Genomic DNA, 18,466 nt, shown 5'->3' on the forward strand with positions numbered 1-18,466 from the left:
ACTAAAACCAAAGAACAACTTGTTGTGAATTCTTGCTGACCGGATGCGTCAATAAGGAGGTGATCCAGCCGCAGGTTCCCCTACGGCTACCTTGTTACGACTTCACCCCAGTCATCAACCACACCGTGGTGAGCGCCATCCTAAAAGGTTAGGCTACCCACTTCTGGTGCAATCAACTCCCATGGTGTGACGGGCGGTGTGTACAAGGCCCGGGAACGTATTCACCGCGGCATTCTGATCCGCGATTACTAGCGATTCCGACTTCATGGAGTCGAGTTGCAGACTCCAATCTGGACTACGATAGGCTTTTTGAGATTCGCATCACATCGCTGTGTAGCAGCCCTCTGTACCTACCATTGTAGCACGTGTGTAGCCCTGGTCGTAAGGGCCATGATGACTTGACGTCGTCCCCGCCTTCCTCCAGTTTGTCACTGGCAGTATCCTTAGAGTCCCCGGCCGAACCGCTGGTAACTAAGGAAAAGGGTTGCGCTCGTTGCGGGACTTAACCCAACATCTCACGACACGAGCTGACGACAGCCATGCAGCACCTGTATTCTAATTCCCGAAGGCACTCCCGCATCTCTGCAGGATTCTAGATATGTCAAGACCAGGTAAGGTTCTTCGCGTTGCATCGAATTAAACCACATGCTCCACCGCTTGTGCGGGCCCCCGTCAATTCATTTGAGTTTTAACCTTGCGGCCGTACTCCCCAGGCGGTCTACTTATTGCGTTAGCTGCGTCACTAAGGGATCAAGTCCCCCAACGACTAGTAGACATCGTTTACGGCGTGGACTACCAGGGTATCTAATCCTGTTTGCTACCCACGCTTTCGAACCTCAGTGTCAGTATGATGCCAGGAGGCTGCCTTCGCCATCGGTATTCCTTCAGATCTCTACGCATTTCACCGCTACACCTGAAATTCTACCTCCCTCTCACCTACTCTAGCTCACCAGTATCAGATGCAGTTCCCAGGTTAAGCCCGGGGATTTCACATCTGACTTAATAAGCCACCTACGCTCGCTTTACGCCCAGTAATTCCGATTAACGCTTGCACCCTCTGTATTACCGCGGCTGCTGGCACAGAGTTAGCCGGTGCTTATTCTGCAGCTAATGTCATCGCTTATGGGTATTAACCATAAGGTCTTCTTCACTGCTTAAAGTGCTTTACAACCAAAAGGCCTTCTTCACACACGCGGCATGGCTGGATCAGGGTTGCCCCCATTGTCCAATATTCCCCACTGCTGCCTCCCGTAGGAGTCCGGACCGTGTCTCAGTTCCGGTGTGGCTGATCATCCTCTCAGACCAGCTACAGATCGTCGCCTTGGTAGGCCTTTACCCCACCAACTAGCTAATCCGACTTAGGCTCATCCAATAGCGAGAGCGCAAGCGCCCCCTTTTCCCCGTAGGGTGTATGCGGTATTAATACGAGTTTCCCCGTGCTATCCCCCACTACTGGGCAGATTCCTAAGTATTACTCACCCGTCCGCCGCTCGACGCCTGATAGCAAGCTATCATCGTTTCCGCTCGACTTGCATGTGTTAAGCCTGCCGCCAGCGTTCAATCTGAGCCATGATCAAACTCTTCAGTTTAATCTTGCTATGAAGTCCTTTAAAGAGACTTCTAAACTTGGCTCATCCTATTACTAGCAAATTTGCTTTCCGTATGTTCATATAATGAATTAACTTCGAGTTTCTTTACTAATTAAAGAATGATAATTTTTATAGTTAGTCACTACCCCGATAAGAGATAGCCCCAACTTTAATTTTTAGCATCCTAAATCAGCAAAAATCCACACAAGTTGTTCTTTGATTTTAGCTTTTAAATAGTTTCTTAGCTTGTCGTCCAAGCCTAAGTTAAATCTTTTGCTACACTCAGTTATTATTAATAACGTTGTTGCTTAGCAGGCTGACAATTATATAGATTTCGATATCGTTGTCAACACTTAATTTTAATTCTTTCTAAGTGAACTCGCTTCTAATCTCTCGATTAATTCGCTGTTGTCCGTCTTAGTGAGGGCGTATTATAGAGGGTTTAATTCTAGTGTCAACCCTTGATTTAAAAGTATTTATTTTTAGTGAAGATTAAAGTCTTTTTTGATTGATAACTGAATTCTTGTTTACATCAAACCTTATATTAGTTAATTACCTCTGCTCTACTAAACTTTATAATACAGACACCATATCACTATAAAAGTGCTTCGTTTATGACCTATAAGACAGAACTTAAATCAGAGTTACCTTCTAACTCTCAAATACTTAACCAGACTGACCTTTTTGAAAAGGATATCCTTCAAGAGGCTTATCTAACCCTACCCCGTTTTTTCATTGAACACTTATTAGATAGCCAAAGAGTCGTTCTTATCGCCAACAATCCTGCTATTAGCACAGAAATTTTGGATAGCACCTTACAACAAGACGATATTCTGGTGTTGTTCAATCATTTTATTCAAGCCGATTACTTCACGAGCAGCCCATTGGCTCAACCATTGCTTAAATTATTATTTTTTAGGCAAATAGGTGACAGTCTTCTACATTTCGGCTTACCACCACGTCGCAACAATCTACCCGCTATCGAGCAAATACTGAAAGATGGTAAAGTTGGTTTTCTTTTTGGCAATGAGGGCTATCACTTTCCTACTGTAGAAGATGACCCTAATCCTGATGACGATCCTATTGATGGCAGTGTGACGCTCGTAATTAGCAATTTGTTACGTCAGGCAATAAGCGATGACTACTACACTAGAATCTTAAACGATATGCACCCAGTGGTCGCTGATTATCCTGTTTATGAAAACATTCATTCATCAGCCCCCTCATCAGGTTTTTTAATGTATCGATTAATGCTCGCAGTGCAAGCTTATTTAAAAGACCTGTATCAACACCCACTAGAGATTGTGTTACTTGGCTTTAATCATAATAAGAGCACAGAATATTTTTGGCATGGACATAACTGGGATTTTGAAAGACAGGAAATGTCTAATCTACCTGATAACGTCACAAGAATTAAAACAACTGAGTCGTAACCTCATTGATATCATATTTAGTTTATACGAATGGCGCATCAGGACAGTGCGCCTTATCGACTTCTTGCGAAGTAGGTTGTCTTAATATTTCAATTGGCTTGGCTTGATTATTATCCCATTTAATCAGTCCCATATCTACAAACTCGGTTAGCCAACCTGACATCGGCCAATGTTGCCACTTATCAAAAAACTGATTGGCATTAATAACGATACTGTTTAAGTGGTTAAGCGGTGGCCGATATACCGAATGCTGTTGATGATAAACAACATCACTGGTGAGGTAGAAATCTATATCTAGCTTGCGAGCAGTAAAGGCAAAATCTGTATCCTCAGCACCGTAGCCTACATAGCTGGTATCAAATCCGCCTATATGCTCAAATTGTGATTTATAAATTGCGAAACACAAACTCCAAAACGAGCCATAATCATCAGTTTGCTCTATTTTAGTATCGTCTTTGTCTATCAGATATTTGTCTGTAGAACCACTCGATGTTTGAGCCTCAATTAATACCTTTGATACCAGATTATGTCGATAAGGATTTGGCACTGACAAAGAATCTAACCACTTTGTAGACAATATACTTTCTTTATTATTCTCATCTTCAGCTTCACTATAAAAACTTAATCGTTGAGTCTCTTCTTCCGTCAAAGAACGCGTTAAATAAAGAGGTTGTCCCATGATTAGGCTTTGTGGGTACTGCTTAATTTTGTTCGTTATTCCTGCAATAAAATCCGCTGAGGCGATACAATCAACATCTAAAAAAATAAGAATATCATAGCTTGCCCGCCTCGCACCTAAATTACGATTACGACCAATATCAAACCCTGCTGACAGTTTGTTTTCAGAGTCGTCTTCTATGGTCTGACTGGCTGTGGTAGGAACTTGAATGATATTTAAATCAAAAGTATTCAGTCTATTTTTATCCGCATCATCATTAACAATAATTACCTCAGCAGGCTGCATAGCCCCTGATTGCAAGCTTGCCAGCAAATTATATAAATGATTATTACGCCCATAGCAGGTCGTAATCACACTGACAGGTAAGATATTGTCTGAATTGTTATCTGCAGATCGAGCGTGGGAGACAAGAGGCATGACTGTGGATATTCCTTGATTTTGATGGTGCTGCTTAGAGATTAGACTTGGCTTTTAAAGTCCAAACTCAATTCTGACGCTTGGGCTGGATACTAAGTTGCGGCAGTAACCACTTATAAAACCAGTGTTTAACACTTTTGTGTTTAACGAGGCTTTGACTAAAGTCAGCTGTCGCAGATTGAGAAAGCATGTCCCGCAATGAGCGATTGGTATTCGGAATGGTTGCCATATTGCTATCAACTAACTGCTCGAATGCAATGGCTCGACCACACGAGATGAGTGCTTGCGCCATTTGCTGCTGTTCATCATGTGGACGTTCATCCGGAATAACAACCAAAGGCGTATCGTATTGGCAAACCTCCCCCACGGCATTGAGGCCACAGGCCATCATCAATAAATCGCTATACTGTAAAAAAGGAGTGACACTGTCTACTTGGGCCGCTAAATCAACAGACGATTTTGCTTCGGTAGTGATAGGACCAAGCGAAATAATATAAGCATCAGGTAGTAACTCTCTTAGCGTGGGCAATAAAGTATCCACTGTTTCATGCCCACCGAACCCTTTTATAACCGTTACTATAGTAGACGGCCGTCTTGGATCGAGCAGGTTCTCTTGCTGATTGGCTAAATCAGCGACCATTGCCTTAAACTGTTCTTTTGAAAGATTTTGCTTAGAAAGGGATTGATTTGCAAAACCCAAATATAAGGTTTTGTCACGTACCCACTGCGGCACACTGGCAGATTCTACTGCTTTTGGATACGGCGCTAACAATCCAATAGCACCAGCAAACGCATTTAGATGCGGTGAATCATTGCGCTCACCTGGCAGGCGTACATATAAATAAGGGATGCTGGCAGTTCGGCATAACAAAGCGACTTCAACACTTAAATCAACAATCATCAAGTCGATTTTGCGGCTTTGTACTTCTGACAGTAAGATGTGACTGCGCTGCCGAATATTATTATTCCCAACCGGTGAGTAGTGCAAGCAATCAGGCTGCCAATAAACACCTGCTCTACCCGGCAAAACATCTGAATTCATTTCATGTTCATCTGGTAGGCGTATGATATTTCTGAGGTCTACATGTCGAAAGATATAATCATCTTCAGGCAAACTGGTAAATACCGTCAAATTGTCTGATGAGGCCTTATCGAGTAACTGCAATTGAGCCGCTAATTTATCTGCTTGACGGCAGTGCCCTGTACCATGATGGTGCGCATAATACCCGATATTCATAGATTATACGTCTCATCTATAGATTGATAACCAGCAGCTAGCTGTGCTGATACACCATCACAACCTTTCTCTGCTAGGTTATTAATCGTCTTAAAATAACAAGATAAGTATCCATCTACCATCGCCTGTACAGAGCAAAACGCCTCTGCTCGAGCACGGCACGCTTGTCGTGAGATATTCTTAATATCACTGAAAGCGGCGATAAATTTCTGCTCGTTATGCTTCGGTACAATAATACCGCTGTCTGCTGTAATAATATCCTTACTGGCACCAGCATCGAAACCAATAACAGGGCATCCGGCCGCCAGACTTTCAGCCAGAGTTAGTCCATAAGGTTCATCCCATGTACTGGTAAACAGCATGGCTGTCGACTGCGTTAGATAGCCGTTTATTTCATTCTTAGTCAGATGCCCAACATAATTAAACAAGCCTTGACCCCCATTTTCTGGCTTATCTTGTTTTAAAATCGGAGCTACTTTTTCATTAAAGTAGTCAAGATTGCTTTTGGGCCCTGCAATGGTTAGTTTTTTATTGGCTTTTAGGCAATACTGCATCGCAAGGTGGGTGCCTTTTTCTGGACAAATCCTGCCAAACCAAAAATAAGACTCTTCCTCAACCTCATCGATATTGCACACAAATGATTGAACATCGACACCATTATAGACAACGGTAGAGGCAACAAATTCCTCAAATAGGTGTTGTTGAAAATTGCTGACACTCGTGAACTGGGTGTCTGTACCTTTACTTAGCGTCAGTAACGCCAAACGTAGCTGTGGAAAAATAGGCGTGTGAAAGGTGGTTATCAATCTTGGTCCAAGCGCTTGACCAACCAGCATCGGTACATAATGTAAGCTGTGGTTGTGGACCATATCAAATTGACCTCGATTGGTCGCTTCAATAATCTCTCGCATGGCATCTTGGTATAAGTGATACTGGTACAGCTCATCACGCGTCATACCCAGTGAAGTGTGTTCATTGGGGTATATTTGCTCATCGAATGCCTCACGTGTCATCAGTGGTCTTAATATTGCACCTGTTTGACTATCTTTGTGCGCATAAAGGGTTACCTCATGCCCACGCTTAACCAGCTCATCACACAGTAAATGAGTAATCAACTCCAACCCGCCAGCATAAGGCTCAGCGATGGGATATAAAGAATGCGCGATAATGGCAATTTTAAGAGGCCGGTTCACTCCCTCTGTAAACATAGAGCGTCCTTAATTTGTATTCGTTATAAACGATTTATTATTGTTATTTCGAGACTTTTTACGTTATATAAAGCAGTTAAATATTTTCAAGCTAGGCAATACTTTTAAATACATCGGCACTGAACTCTGTGCTATTTAACCTCTCTAGACTGTTACTAGCAGGTTGACTGAAGCCAACATTTGACTCTGAATAATTAGACATAAGCACCGCAGCTGCGGCTAATTTTAAGCCTATTATTGATAAAGCACAGACCGTCAACGCTTTTGAATGCGGCCATACCATGACAACTGTCCCAATATTGAGGCCGGTTAAAAGCTTAGGAAGCACTCTTGCTGCTTGCCACTGATTTTTCAATGTTTTTTGTGGATGGGTATTGACCTTTGGCGTACATATAAACGGCTTTTGCTGTCCCCACAACACAGGAAGCCATGACAAGGCGCCAATTTCCCAAAAATTTAGGTGCACAACCCAAGCACGTAATCTATGAATAATAGAGGTTTTATAAGTAAGGGTTTTTCTATCAGCCTTTGTTCCTCTTAGCTTAGTCATCAAAGATTTAAAGGGATTAGTCTTAATAGAAGAAGATGCTGAAATATCTGTCTGAATTGGATCTGGCACGGTTAGCGGTTTTGAGTCACTTAAATACGCCCATAATCTACGACTAATAAAAACAGCGTATCCTGCAAAACTAAATTGCAGCGCTGTTAATGAGATAGATAATAAAGACTCTTGGTCAACGTAGTTATTAACAATCAGACCGCTAATACCCAATGCTTGCAGCAGTATAAAGACGCCTGTTAAATTTATCCAAGCATTCAATTGAGAGACATGTGCCCGAAGATAACGAACACTCTTAAAGTCAAGAGCCTGCGAGAATCTAAAGGGAAGACGCTTATTTACAGGGTGCTTATCCTGTATCTTATTAGATGAATTAGCCTCAAGCTCCATTTTATTGTCTGTCTCTGCGATATTCGATAGCCCTAATTGCTTAGATCTGCGTAGAATCTTGCCGTAATTTCGTAGCACTTGCACGTTGCCATATACCCAGCGTCGGCGCTGTGCTATGAGATCAACTATATTCAGAGGCAACATGCCTGTAGCAATCACCTCATTAACATACTGAGTGCGTTCCCCATTAAGATGCAGTAACACACCCATCTGCGCATCTTCTGTTATCGAGTCACTACACCACCCTCCCACTCTTACTAACGCATCTTTTTTAATAACGGCACAGGTACCCGTCGATAATGCCCGCTGCCGATTATTGGGTTTATTTAAATGATAGCTAAAATAATGATTGAGCTCGGCATGTATATCCGCTCTACCTCTATCCCGATAATATTGAGGAAACTGTAGCAGCGCATGATCAGGAAAGCGCTTAACTGCTTGCTTAATTCTCTCACGTGCCCAAGGAAGAAGCTGATAATCACTGTCAACGACAACAATGTAATCACACGCCTTATCCATCATCTGCAATGCTAGATTTAAGGCGCCAGCCTTATAGCCTACAACGTCATCAATATGATGAAAGCGTACTTTTAGTGACTTAGGCAAACTATTACAGTACTGCTCTAAAGGCTTATAAAGAGCTTCATTGGTATGGTTATTATCGATAATGAGTATCTCATCAGCATGAGATTTAACCACCAACAATGCCTCAATCGTTTGCTGCACGACAGCAGGTGGCTCAGCACGAGTCATCAGTTGAAAGCTTATATTAATGGCAACACCTCAAATAGGATTAATTAGAAATAATTAAAGCAGAAAGCATACGTCTTATCAGCTTTCTTATTAAATACACTGTTAAAATTTTTATTAACTAAATCAAAGCAGTAACCCCATTAGACCACTAATAGACGAGTGGATTATGTGCTTTTTTTGTCCTATCCTTTGACCTATCTGTAAATGAAAGACTAGCTGTGTAACCAAATGCATAAACTGTAACTTTATATAATAGATATAGCTTATCTATGTGACAGATAGATGTATTAAATCTAGGTCAATAGTGCAAATTAAACTAGAAAAATATAAAAATAGCATCAACGACCTTAGCCTTTTCACTAATATATAGCACAAGGTTAAGGCCGTATTGACAGTCTGATAGGATTAAGAATAAATACGCTGGAAAATCGGAATAATAGCCAGATAATCTCTAACCCAATTTGAAGAGAACTAGACTTTCCCTACCTGCTCAAAGAAGTCTCGATAAGCGGCCACTTTCTTATCTAATGACAAAGGATAAGCTCGAGACGTAGAGGGTAGTCGATATAAGGTTAAGTCTCGGCCTGCATAAAGGTAATCTATCTGCTGATTGGTCTTGGGCATTTTTGATTTAGGAATGGGCGCGCCTTGCTCTTCTTCTAACAATTGCATCAATATCTCAGTCGCTTTACCACCGGTGGTAAAAATGGTCTTAAGCTGTGGCAGCTGCGACAATATCTCATGTAAATCTACCGTTTCGACAATAGTCAAAAAGCGATCCGCAGCATTACCCTGCTCTCGTATGGCCTTTTTAACCGTCGGGCAAGAGGCGATACCTCGATCATATAAAAAAGCATTGATACGCTCAGGGTCAAAACCTTTTTCTGTTCCATTACGGAAATAATCGGCATTATTAAAGAATACACGCCCATAAATACGCCACATATCATTATTAAAGTTCGGGTAATGAAAAGACATCCCCCATTTATCTGGCGTGGGCGGCAGGGTTCCCATCATCATGACAGTCGCATTTTCAGGTAGCACCGGCTCGAAAGGGTGACTTTCTACAGGTAAGTTGCTATTAGTGTTATCGTTATTAATGATTCATTCTCCTCATTATTATTAGCGGGTATAGCTTTATATAAGATTAAAACTATTCATATGATATCTAGCCTATCTAAACTGGCAGGTTTGTCAGTTGCTTTTGTTTTATTGGTATAATTGTTTTGGTAATTTTTTGGCACATATATTAGGGCGTATTCGTTGATACACCCTATTTTATTGCGCTATTTTATGTACACTATAGATAGACTCAAGCGCTATTCAAAATAACATCAGGGTCAGCAAATATCTCTTTATAATACTGTAACTTCATTCTATTCGCCCGCATCCCCCAGACGCTTAACAGAGGTTTTATGAACAATCTGAACATAGAAATCATCGACCATCCCCTAGTCCGTCATAAGCTAAGCTTAATACGACAAAAATGCAGTACTTATAAATTTCGTACTTTGACCAGTGAGCTTGCTCGATTAATGGCTTATGAGGCGTGTCGTGACTTTGAAATTGAAGAGTTTCCGATGGAAGGCTGGGATGGTAGTGAAATTAAAGGTGAGCAGATTATAGGTAAAACGGTGACCGTCGTACCTATTCTACGCGCTGGATTGGGTATGTTAGATGGGGTTTTAGATTTGATTCCAACTGCTAAAATCTCAATGGTTGGCTTACAGCGTGATGAAGAGACGCTACAGCCCGTACCTTTTTTCGAAAAGTTGGTTGCTGATGTTGATAAGCGCCCTGCTCTAATCATTGACCCTATGTTAGCGACTGGCGGCTCAATGTTAGCAACCATTGAGATGCTAAAGAAGAAAGGCTGCTGTTCAATTAAAGCGCTAGTCTTGGTTGCTGCACCTGAGGGCGTGCGTTTGATTAATGAGCATCATCCAGATGTTAAGATTTATACCGCCTCGTTGGACAGTCATCTAAATGACGATGGCTATATTATCCCCGGTCTTGGCGATGCTGGTGACAAAATCTTTGGTACTAAATAAAAGCAAACCTAAACTCTAGGTTCGCTCTATTCGCTTTAACGCATCGTATAATGCCTAATCAGATATTGACTATCAAGTTGGGCATTATTTTTATTTGTATGTGACTCTTCTTTGGTCAGAATTAACTGATTGAAATCTAGAATCATCACTTCATTACGCAGACCATCACTGGTACGCTTATTGTGCTTTACTGCAAAGGCTTTGACGTATTCTGAGGCTGCGGTAATGATATTTAAAACAATCACAGGATTTGTATTAACAGTTGATTTAGACGTAGAAGGCTTTCGCTGATTATTATTAATATGAGAATGGCGCACAGCATCATTCAATGCCTTAAACGGATTGAGAGTGCTAATTAATAACTTCTCTTGCCTAACGATACTTGGAAGTTTTCCGCCAACCAATACAACTTGACCGGCTGGCAGGCGCTGAGTATGCCGCATCAGCTCGTGCCTTAATAAGTCAGGCATATCGGCGTTAAAGATATCTTCGTTTTGACTATAAAACGCTCTAAAACTGCGCTGAACATAGCCACCAAAGACCGTAAAGTTAATCCAATCTTGATACATCGGCTCTTGTTGCAGCAACTGACTAAACTGCTTTTGCAGCTCGGCATCCTCTTGATAACCCTGTTGAATAACCGATAACAGCAACTCGTAAGCAGAATCATAATGGTGACCCTGCCATAACAATGGATACAGCGTGCTATCAAGACTCGGTAATAAAGGCGTTAATTCACCGGCAGCAGGGGCCTTTTTGAATAATAAGGAGAACATTAAGTTTGCGGGGTATGACCGACACGCAGCTCAAACGATAAGATGATGCTGCGCTCTGTGTCTGTCCAAGCGACTTTAGCATTGCCCTCTTTATTGAGTCTGACTAAGGCGGAGCTACCGGTTGCCACCACAGCTTGCTGCGCGGTACTAAAATAGCAATACTCCATCACGATGCTGGTATTGCCCAGTTTTTTTGTGCGTACGCCAATCAATAGTGTATCTGGATAAACCACCGGCTTCAAATATTGGCAGCTAGACTCTGCCAACACTGTGGTCACTTCATCATTAAAACAATTAACATCAGACAGATAATTAATCCGCGCTGACTCTGCATAACGATAATAGACCACATTATTAACATGATTAAAGGCATCCATATCGTTCCAAACGACAGGCTGCGCGTAGACACTAGCAAATTTAGTTAAAGCTTCGGGCTTCTCAAATGTTTCTGATACTTTAATAGTCTGCTGACTGCTGCTCATAGTTTATCTCTTATTAATTATTATTCAGGATATCGACTTAAACGCTCAATACCACGCCAAACCTCATTCACATCCAAGTGTTCAATACGCGCACAAGACAACTGCAGATCTTGCAAGGTCTGAGTCAGGCGCTTTCCAAAGGTTAGATAGCTGAAGTCTATCAATTTCAGTGTTGCGTCTTTACTGTCTAGCAATAAACGCCAATTGGTAAATGCCTCACCACTGCTGACCAGTGCAATCGGCTTTTGATGTGATAATTGGCTATCTTTAGGCTCTTTATTAGTATCAATATCCGCTTGCTTTAGACTATCTAACTGTTGCTGCATGGCCTTAAAATTTTGCTCGGCATCGACGGGGATATGACGCTGATACCAAGCAATGGCATCGACCACTATCTCTTTATCTTGTAAATGATTAACGAGTAGCCGTCTACCGCCACGTCCTCGCCAAATCAGCACCTTATCTCCGGCTTGTAAAGAAGACAGCTCCGCCATTCGCATCATGCCCTCATTACTGTATTCATCTGGGCATTGCACCGGCCAACCGGCCTGCCGCAGTACTTCAGCGGTGGTATGACCCACGGCAATAACCGCGCAGCTTGGCACAAATCCATCGGGACAAGCTGCCAAACCCATGCGTGCTGCGGTAGGACTCACCACTACTAATGCATGGTAGGCGTTAGGCTTCTGATAAAAGTCTTGTTGATACTGACACTCGCACTCACTGATATTGATGGGCGTTAATGTCAGTAGCGGCAGCTCTAGCACCGTCAACCCTCTATCCTGCAAAGCATTGCTTAACAGTTTGGCACGGTTAGCAGGACGAGTATTAATAAATATCATGACAATCGTTACGCGCGTCAGGGTTTAGGTTAATAAGAGAGCTTATAAAATAAATAGAAAGTTATTAACTCTTATTATCAGAATATATGGCCGCTAGGATACTGTCTGCACCTGAACTTAGTAGCTGTTCGGCAACATCAATACCCAATTGCTCGGCTTGTGCTTCACGGTCTGCTTGGTTGCCTGTCATTGCGATACGCTTATCCGCTTTTAGCAATGTCGTTCCATCTTCTGAGCCGACACGGCCACGCAGCCATAAGGTTTTGTTATGCGAATTGGCTTCCTCTTTTTCAATAACTGCAAACGCTGCAATCGGTACCTGACAACCACCTTCTAAACGGCGATTTAAAGCGCGCTCTGCGATAAGACGGATACGCGCCTGACCATCATTTAATGGCTTAAGCAAATTGAGCACTGCCTCATCATCACTACGACATTCGATAGCAAGTGCCCCTTGCCCTACTGCTGGCAGGCTGATGTCAATATCAATTTCTTCACGGATACGGTCGCTTAGCTCAACTCGTTTCAGACCACTGGTCGCTAAAATAATCGCATCATACTCGCCAGCGTCTAGTTTACCCAAACGGGTCTGCACATTACCGCGTAACGACTTAATAACCAAATCAGGGCGATAAGCTTTGATCTGACATTGACGGCGTAAACTGGCAGTACCCACGACCGCACCTTGAGGTAGGTCATCTAATTTGCTGTAGTTATTAGACACAAAGGCATCGGTTGGGGTTTCACGTTTGCAGTAGGTCCCTAATATGAGCCCCTCAGGCAATTCCATCGGCACATCTTTTAGCGAGTGAACCGCAATATCTGCGCGTTTGTCATAAAGTGCTTGCTCAAGCTCTTTGACGAACAGCCCTTTACCGCCAATTTTGGCCAAAGGTGTATCCAAAATCTTGTCGCCCTTAGTTACCATGGTCACTAAGTTCACCGTTAAATTGGGATATAAAGACTCTAATCGCTGCTTAATATGCTCAGCTTGCCACATTGCCAATGGGCTTTTGCGCGTGGCAATATTCAAAGTATCTAATGCAATGTCTACGGTTGTGTTATTCGCTGATGTGGTCATAAATATCTTTTTATCAATGTGGTCAATGTGTGGTGTATTAAAATACGTTAAAAAACACCCCTATTTAATCATAAACACAGGGGTGTTGCAGTGTGGTTATGTTGGCAATACTTTAAAAAACAGGCGTATTTAGTTATTCTTCATACGCTCGCGTAGTGTAGGAACATGACGGCGACTGACAGCCAATGTATCCTCTATCTCCTGAAAGCCTACCTGATACTGACCGGCATCTACCATCTCTAAATACTTCAAATAATCTACATTAATCAGTGCGTTACGGTGAATTCGGAATAATTTGCCATCAAATTCCTGCTCAATCTCTTTTAGAGTGTCATCAATCAAAACCACGCCTTTTTTATGACGTACTTTGACGTACTTTTGATCGGCAGTAAAATAATAGATATCTTCTAATTGGATAATTTCAATGCCTTTATGAGTACGTGCAGAAATAGAATTGCGCTCTGTCGTCTCTTCAATATTATTATTTAACTTGGCAAGCTCATTCATTTGAGCCGCATTCAAATGACTGGCTTGATCCAATGCATTAAGCAAATCTTGTTTTTTAGCCGGTTTGAGCAAATACGCAATTGCATTGGTCTGAAACGCAGTAATGGCGTACTCATCAAAAGCAGTCACAAAAATAATCGCTGGCGGGTGCGCCATTTTATTTAGCTCAGTAGCGCACTCAATACCGTCCATCTCAGGCATACGTATGTCGAGTAACAAAACATCGGGGTGATATTCTGCAACCGCCTTTAAAGCTTCGCGCCCTGACTTTGCTTGTGCCACCACAGTATGCCCTGACTGCTCGATAATCCGTACCAAAAGTGCTCTGGCTAAATTCTCGTCATCACAAACGACTATTTTCATTCACTTATCCTAAGACTGTTTAAAGCGTGTGACTCTCTTCCTTGTTGCCGCTATCTCTTCAATGACTCTAATAATTATCCATCACTCTCACATTCACATTATTCTACTTACTTTCTACCCTAACTGATTTTAAAACTGAGCATCATGTAAAGGATAATCGATTCGAGTGATAATCTGTTTATTCTCTGCTGACATGATTATTTTTGCACTGTCACCAAAATTCTTACGCAGGTAATTCTCCTGCACACTAAAATCAAGATATCGGTTTAAGTCGTATTTATTGATATCACTACCCTCTGGAATATTCGAGGTCACGATAACATAGACTGTATTATTCTGCCATTGTACAGTTATGGTTATAAATACCACGTCTGTGCTTAGTCCTGCAACATATAATATCGTTTTTTCTAATACCTGCTGAATACTAAAAGAGGGGATACTCATATCATAAATCAAATCAGCATCAGGCAGATTCCAAGTGACTACCAGCCTATCCTGCAAGCGGTAATGCTCAATAGCAAGGTAATGCTCGCATAGTTCAATCTCATCTTCAAAATTCACCTCATCAGGCTCGTTAAAGCTCATCCGAAATAAATAGGACAAATGCTGCAGCATATCCGTGGCATCTTGCTTTTTGTCATCCACCTCGATGAGTGAAATAAGGGTATTAATAGTATTAAATAAGAAGTGTGGCTCTAATCGCGCCTTAATATATTCGTTTTGGGTGGCCAATCTATATTCAAAGGACTTCTGCAGGTTTATTAAATCACGGTGACGACGTAGATAGTAAATCATCATCACCAACATAAATCCGCCAGTATTCACCGCATGCAGCGCCGTCACCCTGACAATACGTTCAAGAGTTATATCAGTAATACCAAAATAACCAACCAGATATAAGACACTAAAGGCTGCAAATATAGCGACCAATACCCCCGTCAGCAGCATTTTAGTACACACTGTCATCACTTGAGCATCTTTGAGAGATGGGCGTTGTATTTCTATTAAAAAGACAATGGTAAAAATAGTAATAAATAGGACAATAAAGCTGAGCACATAATAGTTGACAGCGTCTTGCCAACCATTAAACCCCTCTAACTGAAGTCCGGTAATGAATAATGCCCAGACCGCAATATAGGCAAGTCCCTCTAATAATGAAAATGAGCGAGAAAACACGGGTACAAAAAACTCCAAGCGCTCAGCTAGCAAGGTCGACTCGTCCTTTGCTATACTGGGGACTCTGTGCTTTTTACTGGATTTAGACTGATATGACTGCCACCAACGACTCACCAAATAATACCCTTACATCATCGACTCAAACGTCAACTGCTGCCAACGCCTCTCCCCCTGATTCTAACACAGCCGGTAAAGGACAAGGCCAACAAATGTGGGGGGGTCGCTTTAGCGAGGCCACAGACAGTTTTGTTGCCGCATTTACCGCATCGGTTGGCTTTGACCAACGTTTTGCCAGACATGACATTCAAGGCTCTATCGCCCATGCCACCATGCTTGGCAAGTGTGACATCTTAACTCAAGAAGAAGTAGACACCATTATTAATGGGCTACATCAAGTTCAGCAAGAGATTGATGCTGGTGAGTTTAACTGGTCTATCGCCCTTGAAGATGTACATATGAATGTCGAATCGCGTTTGACAGACATCATTGGCACAGTTGGTAAAAAACTGCACACTGGTCGTAGCCGTAACGATCAGGTTGCCACTGACATTCGTCTTTGGCTACGTGAAGAAGTAGACAACATTGTTGTGCTATTGATGAAATTGCAAGCTGGTCTATTGGGTCTGGCAGAGAAACACACTAATACCATCATGCCAGGCTTTACCCATCTGCAAACCGCACAGCCTGTGAGCTTTGGCCATCACGTGATGGCTTGGTTTGAGATGTTAAACCGTGATACTGATCGTCTAATTGATGCGCGTCGCCGTATTAATCAAATGCCATTGGGCAGTGCCGCACTTGCCGGTACCACCTTTCCTATCGACCGCACAATTACTGCTGAGCTATTAGGTTTTGAAGGTATTTGTGAAAACTCATTGGATGCTGTTTCTGATAGAGACTTTGCGATTGAGTTTACCGCAGCGGCGTCTATCTTAATGATGCATTTATCACGTATGAGTGAAGAGATTATCTTATGGATGTCTGCACAGTTTGGCTTTGTGCAAATTCCTGACCGCTTCTGTACCGGCTCATCGATTATGCCGCAGAAGAAAAACCCAGATGTACCAGAATTGGTACGTGGTAAAGCAGCACGTGTATTCGGTCAGCTGACTACCTTATTAACCTTGATGAAAAACCAACCATTGGCGTACAACAAAGACAACCAAGAAGACAAAGAGCCTTTATTCGACTGCGTTGATACTCTAACCGGCTCGTTACTTGCATTTGTGGATATGCTGCCTAATATAGTACCTAACAAAGAAAATATGCGTGCTGCAACGATGAAAGGCTACGCCACTGCAACTGACTTGGCAGATTACTTAGTACGCCGCGGCGTAGCATTCCGTGATGCGCACGAAGTCGTCGGCAATGCCGTTGCCTTAGCCATTGGAGAAGGCGTCGATTTAAGCGAGCTTGAGCTTGGACAATTGCAGCAGTTTAGTGATGCTATTGGTGAGGATGTGTTTGACTATCTCACCTTAGAAGGCTCGCTTGCTGCTCGTGACCATTTAGGCGGTACTGCGCCGAATCAAGTTATTAAAGCGGTGGCTCGTGGTCGTGAACGCTTGGCTAAATACAATATCGACACTCAATAAACCACTGATATTAATAGGATAAAATAATGACAGCTACTTTTGATCCAAAAGCGAATACCGTATTTTGCCGCAAATATAAACAAGATTTACCAAAAATGCCAAAGCCACCTTTTCCTAACAAAAAAGGTGAGGAGCTTCAAAATAGCGTATCTAAAAAAGCATGGGATGAGTGGCTAGAATTACAGACCATGCTGATTAATGAAAACCATTTAAGCATGATTAATCCTGATGCCAAAAAGTTCATTAATGAGCAACGTGAGAAATTCTTCGATAATGAAGACTACGAGCGTCCTTCAGGATATACGCCTGAAACTGACAGCAAGTAAAACGCTTCACTAAACCACTTGAGTGAATACGTAAAAGTTTGAAGCAATAAAAAAGGAGCAGCCCTAGGGTTGCTCCTTTTTAGGTCAGTAATTAACGGATCTGTTATAAATTACCGTTACCGTTACCGTTACCGTTATTGTTATTATTACGTGCAGCTATATGATTAGACGCCTCTTGAACCGCTTGTTCTACGGTCACAAAGTCAGTATGTCGCACATCTTTACCACTGGTGCAATAAATAACCAATTCAGCAATATTACGCGCATGATCACCGACACGCTCTAACGCACGCAGTACCCACAAAATATTAATGACTTTAGACACATGACGGCTGTCTTCCATAATATAAGTCATTAAAGATCGTGTCGCTGTTTGATATTCAGCATTCACCACATCATCACTTTGTAATACGGTAAGGGCTTGCTCAGGATCCATACGGGCAAAGGCATCAAGTGAATCGAGTAGCATTAGTCGAACTTGATTGGATAAATGCTGAACTTCGGAATAGCCTCTTGGTGACTCGCCCTCTTTTGCTAGCTGAACGGCCATACGGGCAATTTTACTGGCTTCATCACCCACTCGTTCTAAGTCAACCACGCCTTTACTTAATGCCATGACGAGACGTAGGTCATTGGCTGCTAATTGACGCTTGGCGACCAGCAAAATAATCTGTTCATCGACCTTAATCTCCATCTGGTTGACGTTAGTATCATCTTCGATAACTTTTATGGCGGTTTCAGAATTACCATCAACCAGTGAGTGCGTGGCTAAGGTCACTTGTTCTGCTACTAACCGTCCCATCTCCATAAATAGCTCAACACTTTGTCTTAAATCTTGATCAAAGCTTTTAGACAGATGTTTTTCAGATGTGGGCATAAGGATATCCTACTCTTTTTGTGAAATGTTTCCGTACACAACATGTCCATGAACAAACAAGCCAAATAACAGACAATACCTTTAAGTTGTGCTCAGGATTTGTCGCTATTTGGCTTGGCTATCTA

General features: G+C 42.2%; 16 protein-coding genes and 1 rRNA gene. 4 read left to right on the forward strand and 13 right to left on the reverse strand.

Annotated features, from left to right (window positions below):
• Positions 1–52: 52 nt before the first annotated feature.
• Positions 53–1,589, reverse strand: a 16S ribosomal RNA gene (locus tag AC2SLM_RS09615).
• Positions 1,590–2,203: 614 nt separating this feature from the next.
• On the opposite strand from AC2SLM_RS09615, the gene AC2SLM_RS09620 reads away from it, so the two are divergent.
• Complete coding sequence (locus AC2SLM_RS09620) at positions 2,204–3,022, forward strand: hypothetical protein (protein WP_486553509.1); 819 nt, start codon at positions 2,204–2,206, stop codon at positions 3,020–3,022.
• A gap of 22 nt (positions 3,023–3,044) precedes the next feature.
• Here AC2SLM_RS09620 and AC2SLM_RS09625 read toward each other — a convergent pair whose 3' ends face one another.
• From AC2SLM_RS09625 to AC2SLM_RS09645, 5 genes are all read right to left on the reverse strand, one after another.
• The gene (locus AC2SLM_RS09625; protein WP_486553511.1) at positions 3,045–4,118 is read right to left on the reverse strand and encodes a glycosyltransferase family 2 protein; all 1,074 of its coding nucleotides are present in this window, start codon (positions 4,116–4,118) and stop codon (positions 3,045–3,047) included.
• A 67-nt stretch (positions 4,119–4,185) separates the two neighbouring features.
• Positions 4,186–5,355, reverse strand: a complete 1,170-nt coding sequence (locus AC2SLM_RS09630) for a hypothetical protein (RefSeq protein ID WP_486553512.1) — start codon at positions 5,353–5,355, stop codon at positions 4,186–4,188.
• The gene (locus AC2SLM_RS09635; RefSeq protein WP_486553513.1) at positions 5,352–6,563 is read right to left on the reverse strand and encodes a glycosyltransferase; all 1,212 of its coding nucleotides are present in this window, start codon (positions 6,561–6,563) and stop codon (positions 5,352–5,354) included. Before AC2SLM_RS09635 ends, AC2SLM_RS09630 begins: the two co-directional genes overlap by 4 nt.
• A gap of 91 nt (positions 6,564–6,654) precedes the next feature.
• Positions 6,655–8,265: a glycosyltransferase family 2 protein gene (locus tag AC2SLM_RS09640; protein ID WP_486553515.1), complete on the reverse strand. Its 1,611-nt coding sequence runs from the start codon at positions 8,263–8,265 to the stop codon at positions 6,655–6,657.
• 471 nt (positions 8,266–8,736) lie between these two features.
• Complete coding sequence (locus tag AC2SLM_RS09645) at positions 8,737–9,369, reverse strand: DNA glycosylase (protein ID WP_486553563.1); 633 nt, start codon at positions 9,367–9,369, stop codon at positions 8,737–8,739.
• 311 nt (positions 9,370–9,680) lie between these two features.
• Between AC2SLM_RS09645 and upp the strand changes: the two genes are divergently transcribed.
• Positions 9,681–10,316 (forward strand): uracil phosphoribosyltransferase, encoded by a 636-nt coding sequence (gene upp / locus AC2SLM_RS09650; protein ID WP_486543817.1) that lies wholly within the window; start codon positions 9,681–9,683, stop codon positions 10,314–10,316.
• Between the two features lie 35 nt (positions 10,317–10,351).
• Here upp and AC2SLM_RS09655 read toward each other — a convergent pair whose 3' ends face one another.
• The 6 genes from AC2SLM_RS09655 to AC2SLM_RS09680 form a co-directional block, all read right to left on the reverse strand.
• The gene (locus AC2SLM_RS09655; RefSeq protein WP_486543818.1) at positions 10,352–11,092 is read right to left on the reverse strand and encodes a hypothetical protein; all 741 of its coding nucleotides are present in this window, start codon (positions 11,090–11,092) and stop codon (positions 10,352–10,354) included.
• A complete protein-coding gene (locus AC2SLM_RS09660; RefSeq protein WP_486543819.1) occupies positions 11,092–11,574 on the reverse strand; it encodes an acyl-CoA thioesterase in 483 nt (160 codons plus the stop codon). The genes AC2SLM_RS09655 and AC2SLM_RS09660 overlap by 1 nt, the downstream gene beginning before the upstream one ends.
• Before the next feature lie 20 nt (positions 11,575–11,594).
• Positions 11,595–12,416 carry a uroporphyrinogen-III synthase gene (locus AC2SLM_RS09665; RefSeq protein ID WP_486553516.1) on the reverse strand — a complete coding sequence of 274 codons (822 nt, stop codon included), beginning with the start codon at positions 12,414–12,416 and terminating at the stop codon, positions 11,595–11,597.
• Between the two features lie 64 nt (positions 12,417–12,480).
• On the reverse strand, positions 12,481–13,497 hold the full coding sequence (hemC, locus tag AC2SLM_RS09670; protein WP_486543821.1) for a hydroxymethylbilane synthase: 1,017 nt from the start codon (positions 13,495–13,497) through the stop codon (positions 12,481–12,483).
• Between the two features lie 129 nt (positions 13,498–13,626).
• Positions 13,627–14,367: a LytR/AlgR family response regulator transcription factor gene (locus tag AC2SLM_RS09675; RefSeq protein ID WP_486553518.1), complete on the reverse strand. Its 741-nt coding sequence runs from the start codon at positions 14,365–14,367 to the stop codon at positions 13,627–13,629.
• Positions 14,368–14,496: 129 nt separating this feature from the next.
• Positions 14,497–15,657, reverse strand: coding sequence for a sensor histidine kinase (locus tag AC2SLM_RS09680; protein WP_486553519.1), 1,161 nt, complete (start codon positions 15,655–15,657; stop codon positions 14,497–14,499).
• A 95-nt stretch (positions 15,658–15,752) separates the two neighbouring features.
• Here AC2SLM_RS09680 and argH point away from each other — a divergent pair, with 95 nt between their 5' ends.
• Positions 15,753–17,138 (forward strand): argininosuccinate lyase, encoded by a 1,386-nt coding sequence (gene argH / locus AC2SLM_RS09685; RefSeq protein ID WP_486553565.1) that lies wholly within the window; start codon positions 15,753–15,755, stop codon positions 17,136–17,138.
• Positions 17,139–17,164: 26 nt separating this feature from the next.
• On the forward strand, positions 17,165–17,464 hold the full coding sequence (locus tag AC2SLM_RS09690; protein ID WP_486553520.1) for an oxidative damage protection protein: 300 nt from the start codon (positions 17,165–17,167) through the stop codon (positions 17,462–17,464).
• 103 nt (positions 17,465–17,567) lie between these two features.
• On the opposite strand, the gene phoU is transcribed toward AC2SLM_RS09690, so the two are convergent.
• Complete coding sequence (phoU, locus tag AC2SLM_RS09695; RefSeq protein WP_486553522.1) at positions 17,568–18,341, reverse strand: phosphate signaling complex protein PhoU; 774 nt, start codon at positions 18,339–18,341, stop codon at positions 17,568–17,570.
• Positions 18,342–18,466: the final 125 nt, after the last annotated feature.

It is taken from the genome of Psychrobacter sp. CX16 (assembly GCF_057396245.1).

Excerpts from the sequence above, each read along its gene's own strand:
- AC2SLM_RS09620 (WP_486553509.1), top strand. The coding sequence starts at position 2,204 with ATGACCTATAAGACAGAACTTAAATCAGAGTTACCTTCTAACTCTCAA.
- AC2SLM_RS09625 (WP_486553511.1), bottom strand. The coding sequence starts at position 4,118 with ATGCCTCTTGTCTCCCACGCTCGATCTGCAGATAACAATTCAGACAAT.
- AC2SLM_RS09630 (WP_486553512.1), bottom strand. The coding sequence starts at position 5,355 with ATGAATATCGGGTATTATGCGCACCATCATGGTACAGGGCACTGCCGT.
- AC2SLM_RS09635 (WP_486553513.1), bottom strand. The coding sequence starts at position 6,563 with ATGTTTACAGAGGGAGTGAACCGGCCTCTTAAAATTGCCATTATCGCG.
- AC2SLM_RS09640 (WP_486553515.1), bottom strand. The coding sequence starts at position 8,265 with ATGACTCGTGCTGAGCCACCTGCTGTCGTGCAGCAAACGATTGAGGCA.
- upp (WP_486543817.1), top strand. The coding sequence starts at position 9,681 with ATGAACAATCTGAACATAGAAATCATCGACCATCCCCTAGTCCGTCAT.
- AC2SLM_RS09655 (WP_486543818.1), bottom strand. The coding sequence starts at position 11,092 with ATGTTCTCCTTATTATTCAAAAAGGCCCCTGCTGCCGGTGAATTAACG.
- AC2SLM_RS09660 (WP_486543819.1), bottom strand. The coding sequence starts at position 11,574 with ATGAGCAGCAGTCAGCAGACTATTAAAGTATCAGAAACATTTGAGAAG.
- AC2SLM_RS09665 (WP_486553516.1), bottom strand. The coding sequence starts at position 12,416 with ATGATATTTATTAATACTCGTCCTGCTAACCGTGCCAAACTGTTAAGC.
- hemC (WP_486543821.1), bottom strand. The coding sequence starts at position 13,497 with ATGACCACATCAGCGAATAACACAACCGTAGACATTGCATTAGATACT.
- AC2SLM_RS09675 (WP_486553518.1), bottom strand. The coding sequence starts at position 14,367 with ATGAAAATAGTCGTTTGTGATGACGAGAATTTAGCCAGAGCACTTTTG.
- argH (WP_486553565.1), top strand. The coding sequence starts at position 15,753 with ATGTGGGGGGGTCGCTTTAGCGAGGCCACAGACAGTTTTGTTGCCGCA.
- AC2SLM_RS09690 (WP_486553520.1), top strand. The coding sequence starts at position 17,165 with ATGACAGCTACTTTTGATCCAAAAGCGAATACCGTATTTTGCCGCAAA.
- phoU (WP_486553522.1), bottom strand. The coding sequence starts at position 18,341 with ATGCCCACATCTGAAAAACATCTGTCTAAAAGCTTTGATCAAGATTTA.